This is a genomic window from Variovorax sp. SG517 (assembly GCF_013376045.1).
Classification (GTDB): Bacteria; Pseudomonadota; Gammaproteobacteria; order Burkholderiales; family Burkholderiaceae_C; genus Variovorax.
Genome location: NZ_JABMJG010000010.1, coordinates 183,537 through 203,782, shown reverse-complemented (window position 1 = coordinate 203,782; position 20,246 = coordinate 183,537). Strand labels below are relative to the sequence as shown.

15 protein-coding genes are annotated in these 20,246 nt (G+C 66.5%); 13 read left to right on the top strand and 2 right to left on the bottom strand.

Annotation, left to right across the window (positions count from 1 at the left end):
• Nucleotides 1-20 precede the first annotated feature (20 nt).
• Nucleotides 21-1,520 (top strand): GGDEF domain-containing protein, encoded by a 1,500-nt coding sequence (locus tag FHT32_RS27660; RefSeq protein ID WP_176667769.1) that lies wholly within the window; start codon nt 21-23, stop codon nt 1,518-1,520.
• Nucleotides 1,521-1,532: 12 nt separating this feature from the next.
• Here the strand turns inward: FHT32_RS27660 and FHT32_RS27655 are convergent, their stop codons facing one another.
• Nucleotides 1,533-2,447, bottom strand: a complete 915-nt coding sequence (locus FHT32_RS27655) for a LysR family transcriptional regulator (protein WP_176667768.1) — start codon at nt 2,445-2,447, stop codon at nt 1,533-1,535.
• Nucleotides 2,448-2,590: 143 nt separating this feature from the next.
• Here FHT32_RS27655 and FHT32_RS27650 point away from each other — a divergent pair, with 143 nt between their 5' ends.
• The 12 genes from FHT32_RS27650 (at nt 2,591) to FHT32_RS27595 (ending at nt 17,247) form a co-directional block, all read left to right on the top strand.
• Nucleotides 2,591-4,726, top strand: coding sequence for a 3-hydroxyacyl-CoA dehydrogenase NAD-binding domain-containing protein (locus FHT32_RS27650; protein WP_176667767.1), 2,136 nt, complete (start codon nt 2,591-2,593; stop codon nt 4,724-4,726).
• 17 nt (nt 4,727-4,743) lie between these two features.
• Nucleotides 4,744-5,934, top strand: a complete 1,191-nt coding sequence (locus tag FHT32_RS27645) for an acetyl-CoA C-acyltransferase (RefSeq protein ID WP_176667766.1) — start codon at nt 4,744-4,746, stop codon at nt 5,932-5,934.
• A gap of 13 nt (nt 5,935-5,947) precedes the next feature.
• Complete coding sequence (locus tag FHT32_RS27640; RefSeq protein ID WP_176667765.1) at nt 5,948-7,156, top strand: acyl-CoA dehydrogenase family protein; 1,209 nt, start codon at nt 5,948-5,950, stop codon at nt 7,154-7,156.
• Between the two features lie 11 nt (nt 7,157-7,167).
• Nucleotides 7,168-8,310, top strand: a complete 1,143-nt coding sequence (locus FHT32_RS27635) for an acyl-CoA dehydrogenase family protein (RefSeq protein ID WP_176667764.1) — start codon at nt 7,168-7,170, stop codon at nt 8,308-8,310.
• On the top strand, nt 8,307-9,122 hold the full coding sequence (locus tag FHT32_RS27630) for an oxepin-CoA hydrolase, alternative type (RefSeq protein ID WP_176667763.1): 816 nt from the start codon (nt 8,307-8,309) through the stop codon (nt 9,120-9,122). Before FHT32_RS27635 ends, FHT32_RS27630 begins: the two co-directional genes overlap by 4 nt.
• Before the next feature lie 81 nt (nt 9,123-9,203).
• Nucleotides 9,204-10,412 carry a CaiB/BaiF CoA-transferase family protein gene (locus tag FHT32_RS27625; protein ID WP_176667762.1) on the top strand — a complete coding sequence of 403 codons (1,209 nt, stop codon included), beginning with the start codon at nt 9,204-9,206 and terminating at the stop codon, nt 10,410-10,412.
• A gap of 45 nt (nt 10,413-10,457) precedes the next feature.
• The gene (locus FHT32_RS27620) at nt 10,458-11,450 is read left to right on the top strand and encodes a tripartite tricarboxylate transporter substrate binding protein (RefSeq protein ID WP_176667761.1); all 993 of its coding nucleotides are present in this window, start codon (nt 10,458-10,460) and stop codon (nt 11,448-11,450) included.
• 120 nt (nt 11,451-11,570) lie between these two features.
• Nucleotides 11,571-13,457, top strand: a complete 1,887-nt coding sequence (locus FHT32_RS27615; protein WP_371132261.1) for an acyl-CoA synthetase — start codon at nt 11,571-11,573, stop codon at nt 13,455-13,457.
• Nucleotides 13,458-13,515: 58 nt separating this feature from the next.
• Entirely contained in the window at nt 13,516-14,517 is a 1,002-nt protein-coding gene (locus FHT32_RS27610) for a tripartite tricarboxylate transporter substrate binding protein (protein WP_176667759.1), read from the top strand.
• 57 nt (nt 14,518-14,574) lie between these two features.
• A complete protein-coding gene (locus tag FHT32_RS27605; RefSeq protein ID WP_176667758.1) occupies nt 14,575-15,324 on the top strand; it encodes an electron transfer flavoprotein subunit beta/FixA family protein in 750 nt (249 codons plus the stop codon).
• Nucleotides 15,325-15,326: 2 nt separating this feature from the next.
• Nucleotides 15,327-16,259, top strand: a complete 933-nt coding sequence (locus FHT32_RS27600) for an electron transfer flavoprotein subunit alpha/FixB family protein (protein WP_176667757.1) — start codon at nt 15,327-15,329, stop codon at nt 16,257-16,259.
• A 16-nt stretch (nt 16,260-16,275) separates the two neighbouring features.
• A complete protein-coding gene (locus FHT32_RS27595) occupies nt 16,276-17,247 on the top strand; it encodes a nitronate monooxygenase family protein (RefSeq protein ID WP_176667756.1) in 972 nt (323 codons plus the stop codon).
• Between the two features lie 1,062 nt (nt 17,248-18,309).
• On the opposite strand, the gene FHT32_RS27590 is transcribed toward FHT32_RS27595, so the two are convergent.
• The gene (locus FHT32_RS27590) at nt 18,310-20,043 is read right to left on the bottom strand and encodes a caspase family protein (RefSeq protein ID WP_176667755.1); all 1,734 of its coding nucleotides are present in this window, start codon (nt 20,041-20,043) and stop codon (nt 18,310-18,312) included.
• Nucleotides 20,044-20,246: the final 203 nt, after the last annotated feature.

Below are 20,246 nucleotides of genomic sequence, written 5' to 3'. Positions count from 1 at the left end.
CTTCCACGAAAGCTCCATCGATGGCCCTGCCCGCCGCCACCTCCGGCTCCACGCCGGTTCCACCCTCCGCCGCCGGCGACCTCGACGCCATGTTCGACCTGGCGCCGGTCTCCCTCTGGATCGAGGACTACGGCGACCTCAAGCGCAAGCTCGACGGCTGGCGCGCCGAGGGCATCACCGACCTGGTGGCGCACCTGCAGGCCGATCCGCAGCGGATCAGCGACTGCATGGCGCTGCTGAAGGTGCTGCGGGTCAACCAGCACACGCTCAAGCTCTTCGGCGCCGACAGCGAGCAGACCCTGCTGGGCGCGCTCGACCGCGTGTTCCGCGGCGACATGTCGGCCACCGTGGTGCACGAGCTCGACCAGCTCTGGCGCGGCCAGCTCAGCTTCGAGAGCGAAACCGTCAACTACGCGCTCGACGGCCGCCGGCTCGACGTGCGCGTGCGCGCCCGCGTGCTGCCCGGCTACGAAGACAGCTGGAGCCGCGTGCTCGTGGCGCTCGACGACGTCACCGAGCGCGTGGCCGCGCAGCGCCTGCGCGACGAGAGCGCCATCTACGCGCGCAGCCTGTTCGACCGCTCGCCGGTGTCGCTGTGGGTGGAAGACTTCAGCGCGGTGCGCTCGCTCATGGAGACGCTGCGCGCGCGCGGCATCACCGACTTCGCCACCTTCATCAAGGTGCACCCCGACTTCGTCACGCGCTGCATGCAGGAGATCCGCGTGATCGACGTCAACCACGAGACGCTGCGCATGTTCGGCGCGCCCGACCTGCAAACGCTGCTGGGCAGCCTGCCGCGCATCTTCCGCGACGAGATGCGCGAGTCCTTCGCCGAGCAGCTGCAGGACCTGTGGAACGGCAAGACGGTGCAGCACCGCGAGGTGCTCAACTACTCGCTGTCGGGCGAGGTGCTCAACATCCACATGCAGTTCGCGGTGCAGGACGACCGGCTCGACACCTGGGACCTGGTGCTGGTCTCGCTGGTCGACATCACTGCGCGCAAGAAGGCCGAGGCGTATCTCGAATACCTCGGCAAGCACGACGTGCTCACGCAGCTGTGCAACCGTACCTACTACACCGAGGAGCTCAACCGCCTCTCGCGCAAGGGCCCGTGGCCGGTGTCGATCGTGGCCATCGACCTCAACGGCCTGAAGCAGGTCAACGACCAGGAAGGCCACGCCGCCGGCGACACCCTTCTGCGCCGCATGGGCGAGGTGCTCGACAAGGCCGTCGACCTGCCCGCCTGGCCCGCGCGCATCGGCGGCGACGAGTTCGCCGTGCTGCTGCCCATGACCGACGAACGCGGCGCCGAGGCGATGCGCGAGCGCATCCTCACGCTGCTGGAAATGAACAACCAGTTCCACGCCGGCCAGAGCGGCCACGCGCTGAGCCTGGCCATCGGCCTGGCCACCTGCCACGGCGACGAGCCGCTGGAGACCGCGCTGCAGCGGGCCGACCGGGCGATGTACGAGGACAAGTCGCGGTACTACGAGAGCACCGAGGCCGACCGTCGCAGGTAAGGCGGCCGCCGGCTAAGCGACAGGCGGGTCGCCATCGCCCGGCCCCCGCACCCGCTCCAGCACGAAATCGATGAAGGTCCGGATCGCCCGCGTGTGCTGGCGGTTCGGCATGTAGAGCATGAACATCTGCGTGCCGAAGATCGACAGGCGCCAGTCGTCGAGCGTGGTCACCACGTCGCCGCGGCGCACGTCTTCCTGCACCACGTAGTCGGGCACGAGGCCGATGCCCAGGCCGGCGAGGATGGCCTGGCGCAGGAACAAAAAGTTCTCGGAGATCAGCGTGGGCTCCAGGATCACTTCCCTGCGTGTCTCGCCCTGGTAGGCCGACACGCGCAGCTGCCGGCCGATGACGGCAGCCGTGACCACCGGCGCGCCCTGCAGCGCGTCGAGCTGCACCGGCAGCGGGTTCTTCGCCGCGTATTCGCTCGACGCGCAGGCCACGTAGCGCACCGGCCCCATCGCGCGCGCCACCAGGTTCTGCGGCGGCTCGGGAATCACGCGGATGGCGATGTCTACCTCGTCGCGCAGCAGATCCTCGATGCGGTTCTCGAACACCACGTCGAGCACGATGCCGGGGTACTGGCGCTTGAAGTCGATCAGCCAGTCGGCCATGACCAACTGCCCGTAGCCGCTGGGCACGCTCAGCCGCACGCGGCCCTGCAGGCCCTGGCCCAGCGTGGTGACCGATTCGCGCGCCGCCAGCAGCTCGGCCTGGATGGCGATGCCGTGCTGGTACAGGCGCAGGCCGATCTCGGTCGGCTCGGCGCGCCGGGTGGTGCGCCGCACGAGCTGCGCGCCCACCGAGCGTTCGAGCTGGTTCAGGTGGTAGCTGACATTGGCGCGGGTCATCTTGAGCCGCCGCGCGGCCGCGCTCAGGTTGCCGGCGTCGAGGATTTCCACCAACAGGGTGAGCGACTGGAGGTCCATGGGCCTATTTTGTCAAAAATCATTTGACAGTCTGTCAACCGGCTATGCAATTGTCAAAGCAGTGGCTCAGGCCAAGAATGCTGGGTTCACCCCAGAGCCTCGGACCCACCTGGTTCGCAACGCAAGAGACAAGCGACACGCACATGGCCACCACAACTCCCAGCCCCTCCACGTCCACCGGTCCCGTCACCTTCGAACGTCAAGGCGACGTGTTCGTGGTGACCATCGACAACCCGCCCGTCAACGCCCTGGGCGTGGACGTGCGCCGCGGCCTCGTGGCCGCCATCGACGCGGCCGAGGCCGACAGCGCGGCCAAGGCGGTGCTGATCGTCGGCGCGGGCCGCAACTTCATCGCGGGTGCCGACATCCGCGAGTTCGGCAAGACGCCGCAGCCGCCCTCGCTGCCTGAGGCCTGCCTGAAGATCGAGAACTGCACCAAGCCGGTGGTCGCCGCGATCCACGGCGCCGCGCTCGGCGGCGGGCTGGAAGTGGCGCTGTCGGCGCACTACCGCATCGCATCGCCGACCGCGAAGCTGGGCCTGCCCGAAGTGGCGCTGGGCCTGCTGCCCGGCTCGGGCGGCACGCAGCGCGCGCCGCGCCTGATCGGCGTGAAGCCCGCCATCGAACTCATGCTCAGCGGCCGCCATGCGGGCGCGAAGGAAGCGCTGTCGCTCGGCCTCGTCGACCGCCTCGCCACCGACGCCGACGCGCGCGCCGAAGGCCTCGCCTACGCGAATGAACTGGTCGCCGCCAAGGCCCCGGTGCGCCGCACGCGCGACGCCGGCGCGCTGGCCGACAAGGAAGCCGCCCGCGCCGCGCTCGAAGCCGCGCGCGCCGACACCGCCAAGAAGAGCCGCGGCCTGTTCTCGCCGATGAAGATCGTCGAGGCCGTGGAAGCCGCGCTCACGCTGCCCTTCGACGAAGGCATGGCGCTGGAGCGCAAGCTGTTTTTGCAGTGCATCGACAGCCCGCAGCGCGCCGGCCTGATCCACGCCTTCTTCGCCGAGCGCGAAGTGCTGAAGGCCCCCGAGACCAAGTCGGCCAGCCCGCGCGCGCTGGCGTCGGCCGGCATCGTCGGCGGCGGCACCATGGGCGCGGGCATCGCGGTGGCGATGCTCGACGCCGGCATGCCCGTGACCATGATCGAGCGCGACGATACGCAGCTCGCGCGCGGCCGCGCCAACGTCGAGAAGGTGTACGACGGCCTCATCGCCAAGGGCCGCATGACGCCCGAGGCCAAGGGCAACGTCATGGCGCGCTTCTCGGGCTCCACCAGCTACGACGCGCTCGCCAATGTCGACATCGTGGTGGAAGCCGTGTTCGAGGACATGGCCGTGAAGAAGGCGGTGTTCGCCGAGCTCGACCGCGTGTGCAAGCGCGGGGCGGTGCTGGCCACCAACACCTCGTACCTCGACATCGACGAGATCGCCGCCAGCGTCTCGCGCCCGCAGGACGTGGTGGGCCTGCACTTCTTCTCGCCCGCCAACATCATGAAGCTGCTGGAGATCGTGGTGCCCGCCAAGGTGAGCGCCGACGTGGTCGCCACCGGCTTCGAGCTGGCGAAGAAGCTCAGGAAGGTGCCGGTGCGCGCGGGCGTGTGCGACGGCTTCATCGGCAACCGCATCCTGGCCGTGTACCGCCAGGCCGCCGACCACATGATGGAAGACGGCGCCTCGCCCTACCAGATCGACGAGGCGGTGCGCAACTTCGGCTACCCGATGGGCCCCTTCCAGGTGTCCGACCTCGCGGGCGGCGACATCGGCTGGGCCACGCGCAAGCGCAAGGCCGCCACGCGCGACCCCAAGGCGCGCTACGTGCAGGTGGCCGACCGCATCTGCGAGCGCGGCTGGTTCGGCCAGAAGACGCAACGCGGCTACTACCTCTACCCCGAGGGCGCCCGCACCGGCCAGCCCGACCCCGAGGTGCTGGCCATCATCGACGCCGAGCGCGAGCGCGCCGGCATCAAGCCGCGCGCCTTCACGGAAGAAGAAATCATGCGCCGCTACATGGCCGCGATGATCAACGAGGGCGCCAACGTCGTGCTCCAGCGCATCGCGCTGCGCCCGCTCGACGTGGACGTGACCTTCCTCTACGGCTACGGCTTCCCGCGCCACCGCGGCGGCCCGATGAAGTACGCCGACACCGTGGGCCTGCCCAAGGTGCTGGCCGACATCCAGGAATTCGCGAAGGAAGACCCGGTCTTCTGGAAGCCGTCGCCGCTGCTGGTGCAGCTGGTCGAACGCGGCGCCGACTTCGCGAGCCTCAATCAATCCGAGTAAGCACAAAGGACATCGTCATGCGTGAAGCCCTCATCGTTTCCACCGCCCGCACCCCGCTCACCAAGGCGCACCGCGGCGAATTCAACATCACCCCCGGCCCCACGCTGGCGGCCTTCGCCGTGAAGGCGGCGGTGGAGCGCTCGGGCCTCGACCCTGCGCAGATCGAGGACGCCATCCTCGGCTGCGGCTACCCCGAAGGCACCACCGGCCGCAACATCGCGCGCCAGGCCATCATCCGCGCGGGCCTGCCGATCTCCATCGCCGGCACCACGGTGAACCGCTTCTGCGCCTCGGGCCTGCAGGCCATCGCCATGGCCGCCGGCCGCATCGTGGTGGACGGCGCGCCGGCCATGATCGCGGGCGGCGTCGAAAGCATCTCGCAGATCCGCACCCGCAGCGCCACCGACGCTGGCGACAGCGGCATGGACCCGTGGATCGTCGAGCACAAGCCCGAGCTGTACATGGCGATGATCGAGACCGCCGACATCGTCGCCAAGCGCTACAACATCGGCCGCGAGGCACAGGACCGCTTCTCGGCCGAGAGCCAGCGGCGCACCGAAGAAGCGCAGATCGCCGGCCGCTACAAGGACGAGATCATTGCCTGCACCACCACGATGGCCGTCACCGACAAGGAGACGAAGGAAGTCACCTACCGCGAAGTGACCGCCACCGAAGACAACTGCAACCGCCGCGGCACCACCTACGAGGCGCTCGCCAAGCTCAAGCCCGTGATGGGCGAGGACAAGTTCGTCACCGCCGGCAACGCCTCGCAGCTGTCGGACGGCGCATCGGCCTGCGTGCTGATGGAAGCCAAGGATGCCGAGCGCGCCAACATCAAGCCGATGGGTGCCTTCCGCGGCCTCGCGGTGGCAGGCTGCGAGCCCGACGAAATGGGCATCGGCCCGGTGTTCGCGGTGCCCAAGCTGCTCGCGCGCCACGGCCTCAAGGTGCAGGACATCGGCCTGTGGGAGCTCAACGAGGCCTTCGCCTCGCAGTCGATCTACTGCCAGGACAAGCTGGGCATTCCGTCGGAGCTGCTCAACGTGAACGGCGGCGCGATCTCCATCGGCCACCCCTTCGGCATGACCGGCGCGCGCCTGGCGGGCCACGTGCTCATCGAAGGCAAGCGCCGCGGCGCGAAGTACGCCGTGGTCACGATGTGCATCGCCGGCGGCATGGGCGCAGCCGGTCTCTTTGAAATCTACTGAAGAGGAGCCAGCGATGGACCTGAACTTCACCCCCGAAGAAGAAGCGTTCCGCAGCGAAGTGCGCGCCTTCCTGGCCGCGAAGCTGCCGGTGCGCCTGTCCGAGAAAGTGCGCAGCGGCAAGATCCTCGAGAAGGCCGACATGCAGGAATGGCACGCCATCCTCAACGAGCGCGGCTGGCTGGCCAACCACTGGCCCGAGCAGTACGGCGGCCCGGGCTGGACGGCGGTGGAGAAGTTCATCTTCGAGAACGAATGCGCGCTAGCCTTCGCGCCGCGCATCGTGCCCTTCGGCGTGAACATGCTCGGCCCGGTGCTCATCAAGTACGGCAACGAGGCGCAGAAGAAGCACTGGCTGCCGCGCATCCTCAACGGCGCCGACTGGTGGTGCCAGGGCTATTCGGAACCCGGCGCGGGCTCCGACCTGGCTGCGGTGAAGACGTCGGCCGTGCGCGGCATCGACGCACAGGGCGACCACTTCATCGTGAACGGCCAGAAGACCTGGACCACGCTGGGCCAGCACGCCAACATGATCTTCTGCCTGGTGCGCACCAACCGCGAGGCGAAGAAGCAGGAAGGCATCAGCTTCCTGCTGATCGACATGACCTCCCCCGGCGTGGAAGTGCGCCCAATCATCACGCTCGACGGCGAGCACGAGGTGAACGAGGTGTTCTTCTCCGACGTGCGCGTGCCCGCCGAAAACCTCGTGGGCGAGGAGAACAAGGGCTGGACCTGTGCCAAGTACCTGCTGACCTACGAGCGCACCAACATCGCAGGCGTGGGCTTCTCGGTGGCCGCACTCGAACAGCTGAAGGGCATCGCGGCCACGCAGACCAAGAACGGCAAGCCGCTGGCCGACGACCCGGCCTTCGCAGCGCGCATGGCACGGGTGGAGATCGACCTGGAGAACATGAAGACCACCAACCTGCGCGTGATCGCGGCGGTGGCCGGCGGCGGCGTGCCCGGCGCCGAAAGCTCGATGCTGAAGATTCGCGGCACAGAGATCCGCCAGGAGATCTCGTCGCTCGCCCGCCGCGCGATGGGCGTCTACGGCCGACCCTTCATCGCCGAGGCGCTGAAGGACGGCTACACCGGCGAAACCTTCGGCCCCGACTACGCATCTGCCGCGGCCTCGCGCTACTTCAACAACCGCAAGCTGTCGATCTTCGGCGGCTCCAACGAAATCCAGAAGAACATCATCTCCAAGATGATTCTTGGTCTGTAAGGAGACATGCAATGAACTTCGAACACACCGAAGACCGGCGCATGCTCGCCGACAGCCTGAATCGCTTCATCAGCGAGCAGTACGCCTTCGACGCGCGCGACCGCATCGCGAAGTCGCAGCACGGTTTCAGCAAGGAAATCTTCCAGCAGTTCGCCGAACTGGGCGTGATCGGTGCCCTCTTCAGCGAGGCCGATGGCGGCTTCGGCGGCGGCGGCTTCGACATCGCCGTGGTCTTCGAGGCACTGGGCCGCGGCCTGGTGGTCGAACCGCTGCTGGGCGCGGTGATGGTCGGCGAGGCGATCAGCACCGCCGGCAACGATGCCCAGAAAGAGAAGTTCGGCGACATCATCAACGGCGCGGTCGTCGCAGCCTTCGCGCACGACGAGGCCGACACGCACTACGAGCGCACGCGCGTGGCTACCAAGGCCGAGCACAGCGGCGATGGCTGGGTGCTGCACGGCGCCAAGGCCGTGGTTCCGCAGGGCGAGCAGGCCGACCTGTTCCTGGTCTCGGCCCGCACCTCGGGCAATGTGGACGACGAAGCGGGCATCTCGCTCTTCCTCGTGCCCGCGAAGGCGGCTGGCCTCACGGTGCGCGGCTGCCCCGCCATCGACGGCGGCCGTGTTGCAGAACTCTCGTTCGACGGCGTGAAGCTGGGCGCCGACGCGCTGCTCGGCGCCGAAGGCCGGGGCCATGCCACGCTGGAACGCGCCATCGGCCGCGGCGTGCTCGCGCTGTGCGCAGAAGCGCTGGGCGCGATGGAAGCCGCCAAGGCCGCGACGCTGGAGTACCTGCGAACGCGCAAGCAGTTCGGCACGCTGATCGGCAGCTTCCAGGCGCTGCAGCACCGCATGGCGGACCTGCTGCTGGAGATCGAACAGGCCCGCTCGGCCGTCATCAACGCCGCAGCCGCCATCGACACCGGTGACCGCCTGACGCGGGAACGCGCACTATCGGCAGCCAAGTTCAGCATCGGCCGCATCGGCGCGCTGGTGGCGCAGGAAAGCATCCAGATGCACGGCGGCATCGGCATGACCTGGGAGCTGCCGCTGCCCCACTACGCCAAGCGCCTCGTGATGATCGACCACCAGCTGGGCGACGAAGACCATCACCTGCAGCGCTACATCGCCCTGGGCAAGGAGGTAGCGCAATGAGCGACAACAAGACGATCCTGATCTCGCAGGAGGGTGCCGTGCGCATCCTCACCAACAGCAACCCCGCCTCGCGCAACGCGATCACGCCCACGCTGTACGCTGAACTGTCTGCCGCGCTGGCCGACGCACAGGCCGACCCCGAAGTGGGCGCCATCGTCTTCACCGGCGCGGGCGATTTCTTCTGCTCGGGCGGCGACCTCAACCTGCTGGCCAAGCGCCGCGAGCTGCCGGCGTCGGAACGCCGCCAGATCCTCGAAGGCCTGAACAACCTGATCCGCGCGCTGCGCGACTGCAGCAAGCCGGTGATCGCGGCCGTCGAAGGCGGCGCCGCGGGCGCGGGCCTGTCGATGGCGCTGGCCTGCGACATGCTGGTGTCGGCGCGCGACGCCTTCTTCACCGTGGCCTACGTCAAGGTCGGCCTCACGCCCGACGGCGGCGCCACGGCCTTCCTCTCGGAGTTCGTCTCGCGCCAGGTGCTCACCGAGATGTGCCTGACCGGCGACCGCATGCCGGCCGAGCGCCTGCATGCGCTGGGCGCCGTCAACCGCCTGACCGACAAGGGCGCCGCGCTGGCCGAGGCCATCGCGCTCGCGGCCAAGGTGGCGAACGGGCCGCAGCGTGCCAGCGCCCGCATCAAGTCGCTGTGCCGCCAGGCCCACCGCGCCACGCTGGAAGAGCAGCTCGACGCCGAGGCCGTGTTCATTGTCGAGTCGCAAGGCGATGCCGAGGCGGCCGAAGGCATCGGCGCCTTTCTGGGCAAGCGCAAGGCCGACTTCGCGGCGCTGCGCGGCCGGAAGCAGGGCGCATCCTGACGCGGGCTGCCCCACCCGTCCTTTCGCCTCGCACGACGCATGCACCGTGCGGGGCTTTCTCGTTTCCAGGGAGCTGATCTCATGCCTTTGCCCCATTCTTCGCTGCCGCTTGCCGGCGTGCGCGTTCTCGATCTGTCCCGCATCCTCGCGGGCCCCTGGTGCGGCATGGTGCTGGCCGACATGGGCGCCGAAGTCATCAAGGTGGAGCACCCGGGCCGCGGCGACGACACCCGCGACTGGGGCCTGCGCGTAGGCAAGACCGAGACCGCCTACTTCAACAGCGTGAACCGCAACAAGCGCTCCGTCACGCTCGACCTGCAGACGCCCGAGGGCCAGCAGCTCGCGCGCGATCTCGCCAGGCAGTGCGACGTGGTGATCCAGAACTTCAAGTTCGGCGGCATCGACAAGCTTGGCCTGGGCTACGAACAGCTCAGCAAGGAGAACCCGCGCCTCGTCTACTGCTCGATCTCGGGCTACGACCGCACCGGCCCCGAGGCCGCGCGCCCGGGCTACGACCTCGTGGTGCAGGGCGAGGCCGGCCTGATGGCGCTCAACGGCGAAGCCAACCAGCCGCCGCTGAAGTTCGGCGTGGCGGCCGTCGACCTGTTCACCGGCATGTACTCGGCGCAGGCCATCCTCGCGGCGCTCTACCAGCGCGAGAAGACGGGGAAGGGCCGGCACGTGGAGATGGCGCTCTTCGACTGCGGCCTGATGATCACCGCCTACTACGGCCTCGAAGCGCTGCTCATGGGCGAAGACCCGCCGCGCTACGGCAACTCGCATCCGTCGATCGTTCCCTACGGCGTGTTCGACGCGGCCGACGGCCCGCTAGTCATCACCGTGGGCAACAACGCGCAGTTCGCGCGCTTCTGCACCGAGGTGATCGAGCGGCCCGACCTCGCGGCCGACGAGCGCTTCAAGACCAACATCCTGCGCTCGGCCAACCGCGCCGCGCTGCTGCCCGAGCTGCACGCCGAGCTCGCCAAGCGCCAGCGCGTCGACCTGCTCGAAAAGCTCACCGCCGCCGGCATTCCCTGCGGCGAGGTGCTTGGGCTGCTGGAGGCGCTGCAATCGAAGCGCGCCACCGATGCCGGCCTCGTGACCACGCAGCCCCACCCGGTGGCCGGCACCGTCAACGTGCTCGCGCCGCCCTACCGTTTCGACGGCGAGCGCCTGCCGGTGCGCAGCGCGCCACCCACGCTGGGCGAAGGCACGCACGACGTGCTGAAGTCCCTTCTTGGCCTGTCGGACGAGAAGCTCGCGGCATTGAAGACAAGTGGCGTCGTCTGAAGAAGAACAAGACAGTCGCCCGCATTTCCAAAGTAGACAAAACCCATGGCATCCCTTTCCTCGCTCCGCAGTCCCGCTCGCCGCGCCCTTCTCGCACTCGCCCTGCCCCTGGTGGCCGGCACCGCCTTCGCCCAGGCCTGGCCCGCCAAGCCGATCACGCTGATCGTGCCCTTCCCGCCCGGCGGCCCCACCGACGTGGCCTCGCGCATCGTGGCGCAGAAGATGTCGGTGGCACTTGGCCAAAGCATCGTCATCGACAACCGCAGCGGCGCCTCGGGCACCGTGGGCGCTGCCGCTGCGGCACGCGCGCCGGCCGACGGCTACACCTTCGTGACGCTGGCCACGCCCACGCTGCTGGCCTCGCATCTCTACGCTTCGCCCGGCTACGACATCTTCAAGAACTTCACGCCCGTGGGCAGCATCTACGACCTTCCGATCGTGCTGGTGGTCAACCCCAAGTCGCTGCCTGACGTGACCGGCGTGCAGGGCCTGATCGCCAAGGCCAAGGCCGAAGGCGGCAAGCTCAACTACACGAGCGCGGGCTCGGGCAGCTTCGGCCATCTGACGACCGAGCAGCTCAAGACCATCGGCAAGTTCGACATGCAGCACGTGCCCTACCGCGGCAGCGCGCCGGCCGTGACCGACCTCATCGGCGGCCAGGTGCCCGCGATGTTCTCCGACCTCGTGGGCGTGCTGCCGCACATCAAGTCCGGCAAGCTGCGCGCCATCGCGGTCGGCTCGGGTCAGCGCGTGAGCCTGCTGCCCGACGTGAAGACGGTGGCCGAGCAGGGCTTCCCCGGCTTCGATGCCACCTCGTGGGGCGGCCTGCTGGCGCCCGCCGGCACGCCCAAGGAAGTCATCGACCGCATGAGCGCCGAGCTGAAGAAGGCGCTGGCCGACAAGGAAGTGCAGGACAAGCTCCAGGGCGTCGGCACCTTCGCGGCCTACCGCACGCCCGAGCAGACAAGCGTTCGCATGAAGGAAGATTTCGAGCGCTGGGGCAAGGTCATTCGCGACAACCACATCACGAACCAGTAGAACGTAGAACGCACAGGTCCGCAGGGCGAAGAAACCAAGGAGACAGACATGACGCAGAAGCAGAAATACGAGAACGACTACGGCACCCCGGTGGGCACGCCGTTCCGCCCCGCGTTGCCCGTGCGCAGCCTCGCCGACATCCGCAAGCTCGAGGAGACGCCGCTGGAGCAGGCGCTCACGGTGCGCAGCACCTACGAGATCTTCCGCAACGCGGGCCATGCCTTCGGCGACAAGACCGCGCTGACCTTCCTGCGCACCGGCAACCCGGCCGACGAGCCGATCCGCTGGTCTTATGCCGAGCTGCTCGCGCGCATCCACCAGACCGCCAACATGCTGCATGCGCTGGGCGTGGGGCCAAACGACGCCGTGGCCGTGCTGCTGCCCGGCTGCCTGGAGTACCACCTCGCGCTGTGGGGCGGCGAGGCCGCCGGCATCGTGCAGCCGCTGAACCCGCTGCTCACCGACGAGAAGCTGGTCGCGCTGATGACCGCTGGCCGCGCCAAGGTGCTGATCGCCTACGGCTCCGATGCCGAATCGGGCATGTGGTCGAAGGCCATGCGCCTGCGCGGCCAGGTGCCCACGCTCACCACCGTGCTGCGCGTGGCACCGCACGACGAGGCGCCCGGCGCGGCCGGTGCACTGCCCGAAGGAGTCGCCGACTTCGACGTGCTGCGCGCCGCGCAACCCGACGACCGCCTGGTGAGCGGCCGCGACATCGCGCCTGCCGACATCGCCGCCTACTTCCACACCGGCGGCACCACCGGCGCGCCCAAGCTCGCGCGCCACAGCCACGGCGCGCAGGTGTTCACCGCCTGGGCCAGCGTGCAGGTCGCGGGCATGAACGAGAACGGCATCTCCATCAACGGCTATCCGCTGTTCCATGTGGCGGGCGTGCTGCCGGCGTCGCTGTCGTCGCTGTCGGCTGGCGTGGAGGTGATCATTCCCACGCCCTCGCTGCTGCGCAACAAGGAGGTGCTGGCCAACTACTGGAAGCTGGTGGCCAGGTACCGCCCGACCTCGCTGTCGGCCGTGCCCACCGTGCTGGCGGCGCTGGCCAACGTGCCGCTGGACGGCGCGGACATCTCCTCCATCACCTACTGCCGCACCGGCGCCGCCGTGCTCGCGCCCGAGCTGGCCGCGCGCTTCGAGCGCCTGTTCGGCCTGCACGTGCACGAGAGCCTGGGCATGACGGAGATGGCCGGTATCTCGACCATCACGCCGCCGGGCGTGAACGGGCCCGCGGGCTGCGTCGGCTTTCGGCTGCCGTACATGCAGATGCGCGTGGTGGCGCTCGACGAGAACGGCAACGCCAGCGACCGCGAGATGCCGCGCGGCGAGCAGGGCATGGTGCTCTTCAAGTCGCCCAACGTGTTCTCGGGCTTCGTCGACCCTGCGGACAACGCCAAGGCCTTCACCGCCGACGGCTGGCTCGCCACCGGCGACCTGGGCTGGATCGACGACGAGGAGCGGCTCAACCTCACCGGCCGCTCGAAGGACCTCATCATCCGCAGCGGCCACAACATCGACCCCAAGACCATCGAGGACGCGCTGGGCGCGCACCCCGCCGTGCAGCTGTGCGCGGCAGTGGGCGCGCCCGATGCCTACGCGGGTGAACTGCCCGTGATCTTCGCGACGCTGGTGCCCGGCGCCTCGGCGACCGAAGAAGAGCTGCTGGCCTTCACCTCCGCGCGCGTGGACGAGGCTCCGGCGCGGCCCAAGTGGGTGTCGGTGATCGCGACCATGCCGATGACCAACGTCGGAAAGATCTACAAGCCCGAGCTGCGCGCGATGGCCGCGCTGCAGGTGGTGAACGCCGCCGTCGTTGAAGTCTGCACCGAGCTGGGCGTGCCCGAGGCCGCGCGGCCCGTGGTGAAGACCGAAGGCGAGAGCCTCGTGCGCGTGCAGATCGACGGCGCAGCGGCGGGCTCGCTGGCCGCGCCGCTGCAGGAGCGGCTGCACAAGGCGCTGGAGCCCCTGCCCTTCAAGACGCGCATCGCCACGCAGTAACGCAGTAACGGCGAGCCGACGATTTTTTGAAACCAAGACCGAGAGACAGAGACAAGCCATGACCACCTTCCGCCTTCCGAACCGCCGCGCCCTGCTGTGCGCCGCCGCTTCCGCCGCCACGCTGTGCGTGCTGCCCGCAGCGCAGGCGCAGGCCCCCTACCCGAACAAGCCCATCCGCATGGTCGTGCCCTTCGCAGCAGGCGGCGCCACCGACGTGCTCGCACGCGTGATCGGCCAGAAGATGTCGGCCGGCATGGGCCAGCCCGTCATCATCGACAACAAGCCGGGCGCGGCCGGCATCATCGGCACCGACGCGGTCGCCAAGTCGGCGCCCGACGGCTACACCATCGTGCTGGGCCTGAGCAACTCGCTCATGACCAACGAGTTCCTCTACGAGAAGCTGCCCTACGACACGGCGCGCGACCTCACGCTGGTCTACCAGATCGCGGCGGCGCCGCTGGTGCTGGTGGTGCACCCGAGCGTGCCGGCCAAGACCGGCCCCGAGCTTCTGAAGTACGTCGTCGCCAACAAGGGCAAGGTGGCCTACGGCTCCTACGGCATCGGCGCGTACCCGCACCTGGCCGGCGCGCACATGAGCCTGGCCACGCAGTCGGACATGAGCCACGTCGCCTACAAGGGCGAGGCGCCGATGATGCAGGACCTGATCGGCGGCCAGATCCAGATGGCCTATGCCAGCGCGCTGGTGGCCAAGCCGCACATCGATTCCGGCAAAGTCCGCGCCATCGGCGTGAGCGGCGAGCGCCGCATGAGCACGCTGCCCAATGTACCCACGCTGGCCGAGCAGGGCCTGAAGGACGAGGCCTACCGCGTGACCGGCTGGCTCGCCATCGCGGTGCCCGCGAAGACGCCCAAGCCCATCGTGGACCGCATCGCCGAGGAAGTGCGCAAGGCCACGCAGCAGCCCGACGTGCGCGAGCGCATCGCGGCCATGGGCTTCGAGGTCAAGGAAAGCTCGCCCGAGCTATTCGCCACTGCATGGAAGGCCGAGCGCCCGGTGTGGGAGCGCCTCATCAAGCAGTCCGGCGCCAAGCTCGAATAAGCCCTTCGCTCATCCATTCATTTCTTCTTCTCTTCTTCGTCATTCAAAGGAACAGCCATGAAGGTTCTTGTGCCCGTCAAACGGGTCGTCGATTACAACGTGAAGGTGCGCGTGAAGAGCGACGGCACCGGAGTGGACATAGCCAACGTCAAGATGAGCATGAACCCCTTCGACGAGATCGCCGTTGAAGAAGCCGTGCGGCTGAAGGAAAAGGGCGTGGTCACCGAAGTCATCGCCGTCTCCTGCGGCGACGCCAAGTGCCAGGAAACCCTGCGCACCGCCATGGCCATCGGCGCCGACCGCGGCATCCTGGTGGAAACCGCCGAAGAACTGCAGCCCCTGGCGGTCGCCAAGCTGCTGAAGGCGCTGGTCGACAAGGAACAGCCCTCGCTCATCATCCTCGGCAAGCAGGCCATCGACGACGACGCCAACCAGACCGGCCAGATGCTGGCTGCGCTGGCCGATCTTCCCCAGGCTACTTTCGCCTCGAAGGTCGAAGTCGCTGGCGACAAGGCCACGGTGACCCGCGAAGTCGACGGCGGCCTGGAGACCGTGGCGCTCAAGCTGCCCGCCGTCATCACCACCGACCTGCGCCTGAACGAGCCGCGCTACGTGACGCTGCCGAACATCATGAAGGCCAAGAAGAAGCAGCTCGACACCTTCAAGCCCGAGGACCTGGGCGTGGACGTGAAGCCCCGCCTGAAGACCCTGAAGGTCGCGGAGCCGCCGAAGCGTGGCGCCGGCATCAAGGTGCCCGACGTTGCAACGCTGGTGGACAAACTGAAGAACGAAGCGAAGGTGATCTGAACATGACCGCACTTGTTATTGCCGAACACGACCACGCGACCGTCAAGCCCGCGACCCTGAACACCGTGACTGCCGCACTCGCCTGCGGTGGCGATGTGCACGTCCTCGTGGCAGGCGCCAATGCAGCGGAAGCAGCCAAGGCAGCGGCCCAGATCGCGGGTGTCTCGAAGGTCATCGCAGCCGACAGCCCGAGCCTCGCCGAGAACCTGGCCGAAAACGTCGCAGCTCAAGTCCTGGCCATCGCCGGCAGCTACAGCCACATCCTGTTCCCCTCGACCGCCAACGGCAAGAACGTCGCCCCGCGCGTGGCCGCCAAGCTGGACGTGGCGCAGATCAGCGACATCACGGCCGTGGTGAGCGCAGACACCTTTGAACGTCCGATCTACGCCGGTAACGCCATCGCCACCGTGCAGAGCAGCGACGCGACCAAGGTGATCACCGTTCGCACGACCGGCTTCGACGCCGCAGCCGCCACCGGTGGCAGCGCAGCCGTCGAATCGGCTGCAGGCGTCGCAGACAGCGGCAAGAGCAGCTTCGTGGGCCGCGAAGTCACGAAGAGCGAGCGTCCTGAACTGACGGCAGCCAAGATCATCGTCTCGGGCGGCCGTGCACTCGGCAGTGCAGAGAAGTTCACCGAGGTGATGGCGCCCCTGGCGGACAAGCTCAACGCCGGCCTCGGCGCCAGCCGTGCAGCCGTCGACGCGGGCTACGCCCCGAACGACTGGCAGGTGGGCCAGACGGGCAAGATCGTCGCGCCGCAGCTGTACATCGCCGCAGGCATCTCGGGCGCCATCCAGCATCTGGCCGGTATGAAGGACTCCAAGGTGATCGTCGCGATCAACAAGGACGAAGAGGCCCCGATCTTCTCGGTGGCCGACTACGGCCTCGTGGCCGACCTGTTCACGGCTGTGCCGGAACTGGTGAAGGCGCTGTAAGCGAGAAGCCGCAACGATGAAGACCCGCATCACCGAACTGCTGGGCATCCGCTACCCGATCATCCAGGGCGGCATGCAATGGGTGGGCCGCGCCGAGCTGGCGTCGGCCGTGTCGAACGCCGGGGGCCTCGGCATCGTCACCGCGCTGACGCAGCCCACGCCCGACGACCTGCGCCGCGAGATCGAGCGCACGCGCACGATGACCGACAAGCCCTTCGGCGTGAACCTCACGATCCTGCCGGCCGTGAAGCCGCCGCCCTATGCGGAGTACGTGCAGGCCATCATCGACAGCGGCGTGAAGATCGTCGAGACCGCGGGCAACAGCCCGAAGGACTTCATCGCGGCGCTGAAGCAGCACGGCGTGAAGATCGTCCACAAGTGCACCTCGGTGCGCCATGCGCTCTCGGCCGAGCGCAACGGCGTCGATGCGGTGTCGGTGGACGGCTTCGAGTGCGCGGGCCATCCGGGCGAGGACGACGTGCCCGGCCTGGTGCTGCTGCCGGTGGCGGCGCGCAAGCTGCGCATTCCGATCGTCGCGTCGGGAGGCATCGCCGACGGGCGCGGCATGGCGGCGGCGCTGGCACTGGGCGCCGAAGGCATCAACATGGGCACGCGCTTCTGCGTGACCAAGGAGGCGCCGATCCACGACAACATCAAGCAGGCGCTGGTGGAGGCGACCGAGCGCGACACCAAGCTGATGTTCCGCACCCTGCACAACACGGCGCGCGTGTTTCGCAACGCCATCTCCGAAGAAGTGGTGGCCACCGAAAACCGGCCCGGCGGCTGCGAGTTCGAGGACGTGCGCCCGCTGGTGGCCGGCGCGCGCGGACGTGCGGCGCTGGAGTCGGGCGAGGTGCACGGCGGCGTGGTCTCGGCCGGTCAGTGCATCGGGCTGATCGACGACATTCCGACTTGCGCGGAACTGCTGGAACGCATGGTGCGCGAGTGCCGTGAGCATCTGGACCGGGCTCGGGGCTGGATGGACTGAGCTTCTTTTTCCGGGGGGCGCTCAGGCCGACGGGGTACCTTGCTCCGCGAATGTCCCCCGGCCTTCGGCCTCCTCCTTTATTTCGCTGCGCAAGGCACCCCATCGGCCTGAGCGTTGAGTGCCGCTGCTGCCTCCGTTCACTGGCACAGCGCGGCCTCGTGGGGTCTTCGCACAGGGCGTTGCGGAAGCTGCATTAGTTGGCAGTCTGCGTGACTTCGTGCTGTAGCAGCGGCTTCTTTGCCGGCTTCTTCTCTAGAGTGAATGCCCCTGTCACTCGATGCCCCGCCAAGGGGAGCAGAAAGGCCCGCACACCCAATCCACCACCGAGATGTTTGAAGGCTGCTTGCCTCGCGGCAGATTGTCGGTGCGAAAGCACTGATGCAGATGCGAGGTATCAAAAGGCGACGGCCAGGGTGTTACGAGCACCCCGGCCGTCTAACCAAGTTCGTGCACCACCTTGAAAGGAACGCACAAAAATGGCTACCAAGACTATAGCCCGGCCAACTACGCCGGTAGCTTCCGCAGACACCGCCCAACAAGACCCTGCGGATCTTCTTGAAAACACCCTTACTCAGCTTGAAGCTCTTCTGTGGGTCTGCCACGGGGAAGAGATCGACTGGTGCAGCGGGGATGGGCCTCGGCAACTGAACAACCTGCTTTGGCTTGCGGCTGAGATGGCTCGGAAGGCTGGGGAGTTGTTTCAGATGAGTGAGAAGGCGCGGCGAGCGGGAGGCTGAGGCTGACATTTGGCGGCCGGGCTGCGAGTTCGCAGCCCGGCCTGGGGGACGGAGACGTTGAGGAGGGACTACTGAAACCTTCGTGAGGGAAGGACTTCGGCCTAGTTGAGCATGACCAGACCTCGGCGGCAACCGTGCATTGCATGCTGATCGTATTGCTCAGGCGCTACAGAAAAATTTGGCCAAAGTCTGTCATTCACTCGCAAGGGGTCATTTGTGAGCGCGCTATCCAAAGCGAAATATGTACTACCCTGCCCGTCTTACTCCTGCTTAACTGCTGTGGAGCAAGGAGGATCTTACTTATTGCAGTAACTATTCTTTGAGCTCAATACCAATGAAGCCTACCCACTGTATCTTTTGCTTCATCGGCGACCTTCGTGAATCGAGCAATATCACCGCCAAAAAGGCCCGCCTTTAATGGGGCCCAGTTACGTTGTTGAGCTTCAGCCTCTTTTAACACTCGCAACAAAACGGAATGCTTCCATCCGAAACGGCCAATCGGACACCAGAAATGGGCACCTTTGGCCACGCCGGCGTCCGCAGCGCAAAGTGCGAAGTAAACCTCAAAGGTTTCAAATGCAGCTTCATAGTTCTTGCCGAGGAAGAGCGCGTCATCAAGTTTCGGCTGCAGGACTTTTAGCAGGTAATCACTCAGCGGGGTGTAGTTGCGCTCGTGACCGGGGATGTGCTTTAGAGCGTTCGACCGATTCAATTGAAGGATAGCGTCAGAAGCAGCCTCGACAAAGGTACCAGATTCACGATGAGAGTCGGTACTGGGAAGTCGTGTTCCAAATGCCGCAGCGAGCGAGTCAAATCGCCCGGCATCTATTGCTGCGACACCACAGCAATACAACTCCATCAAGAGCGGATACCAGCGCAGGGCCAGCCAAGCTGATAACCCGCTCGCTGACTCCAGCCGATCACTAGATCGGGCCAAACACTTTTGCAGCGTCGCAAGATGCTGTGGACCTCCCCATTGCGATATGCATGCGAGGAGTACAGAGAGGTCTATCGTTGCTGCTTCATATCGAGTCAAGCGAGACACAAGCTCTTCTGGCGAGAAGCTACTAGATGGCGCAAACGCATCGTCAGCGGTTGCAGCAAGGAATCGCCGAACCTCGGAACTGAGTAGGTCATGGAGACCGATTGCGCCAGTCTCACTAGAAAGAAGGCTCTTGGCCTTTCCAACCTTAAGGTCGGTACTGTCAACTTCGATTATTGGGTCTGGATAAGGGATCGATACAAGCCGGTCGAGGTCTTTCGTGTCAGTCTCTTCAAGGCTGTCCAAACCGGGTGCCCTGAGAACCATGTCGCCATCTCCATCGATGTGGCCATAGTGAGGGGTTTGGTTGGAGTTCTTGTCATTGGCGACCTTCCCGTACACATACGACATAACCCCACTAGCGGTTAGCACGCCGTCGGGAGTTGCGGCCTTGCCCTGAATCGCCTCGATAAGATGCCCCGTAAAAACGGAATGGTTCGGAATAGGCCCCCCTGAGTCTGAGACCACCTGGTCAGCCTTTCCAGCTGTGAGGACCTGGCGGGACGTCCGAAGCATCATGTCCTTGAGGAATCTGGTACTTCCCGCGCCGGCGGTGCGCACTAGAGCCAAGCCTCCATAGCAAGCGTCCATGATGAACAACATGTGCTTGGCCCGGATCAGGTCAGCATCTCGGGTGAACTCGTCCCAACGTATAAATGTCGAGAAGTCGTCCAAATCCGCATCGTGCGGCACAAGGTATCCAACTTCTCCCCGAATGCCGGTTCGAGTGTGGCCGTGACCTGCGAAGAACACCAACACCTTGTCATCAAGGCCGACATCCTCCTTAGCAAAACGCTGAAACGCTCTCTGGATAGCCTCTTTGGTGGCCGCTGCATTTGTCAGTAGCGTCACTTCAGATTCAGCGAAACCCAGGTCGGCGATGAGCGTCTCCTTTATTGCGGTCGCGTCACTGACTGCGTAGCCCAAAGGTGACACGGTCTTATATATGTCGATACCAATCACAAGCGCACGGCTCGTTCCGTAGTGGGGTTTGTAGAGGAAACGCAAGTCGGCCATACGTGGTCAGATCCTTAACGATTGACATAGGAAACTGCCAGCCTCTGCACGGGCGAGTGTGGCAGTTTGTTCGCAGCTACTACAGGTAGATATGAAGCACACTGGGTCAGATATTGGCTCCAGATGGGCAGGCGCCGAGAAGTTTTGGTTCACTCAAGACTTGCACCCAGTCGAAAGCAGTCCCATGCAGGGTCGAGCACATT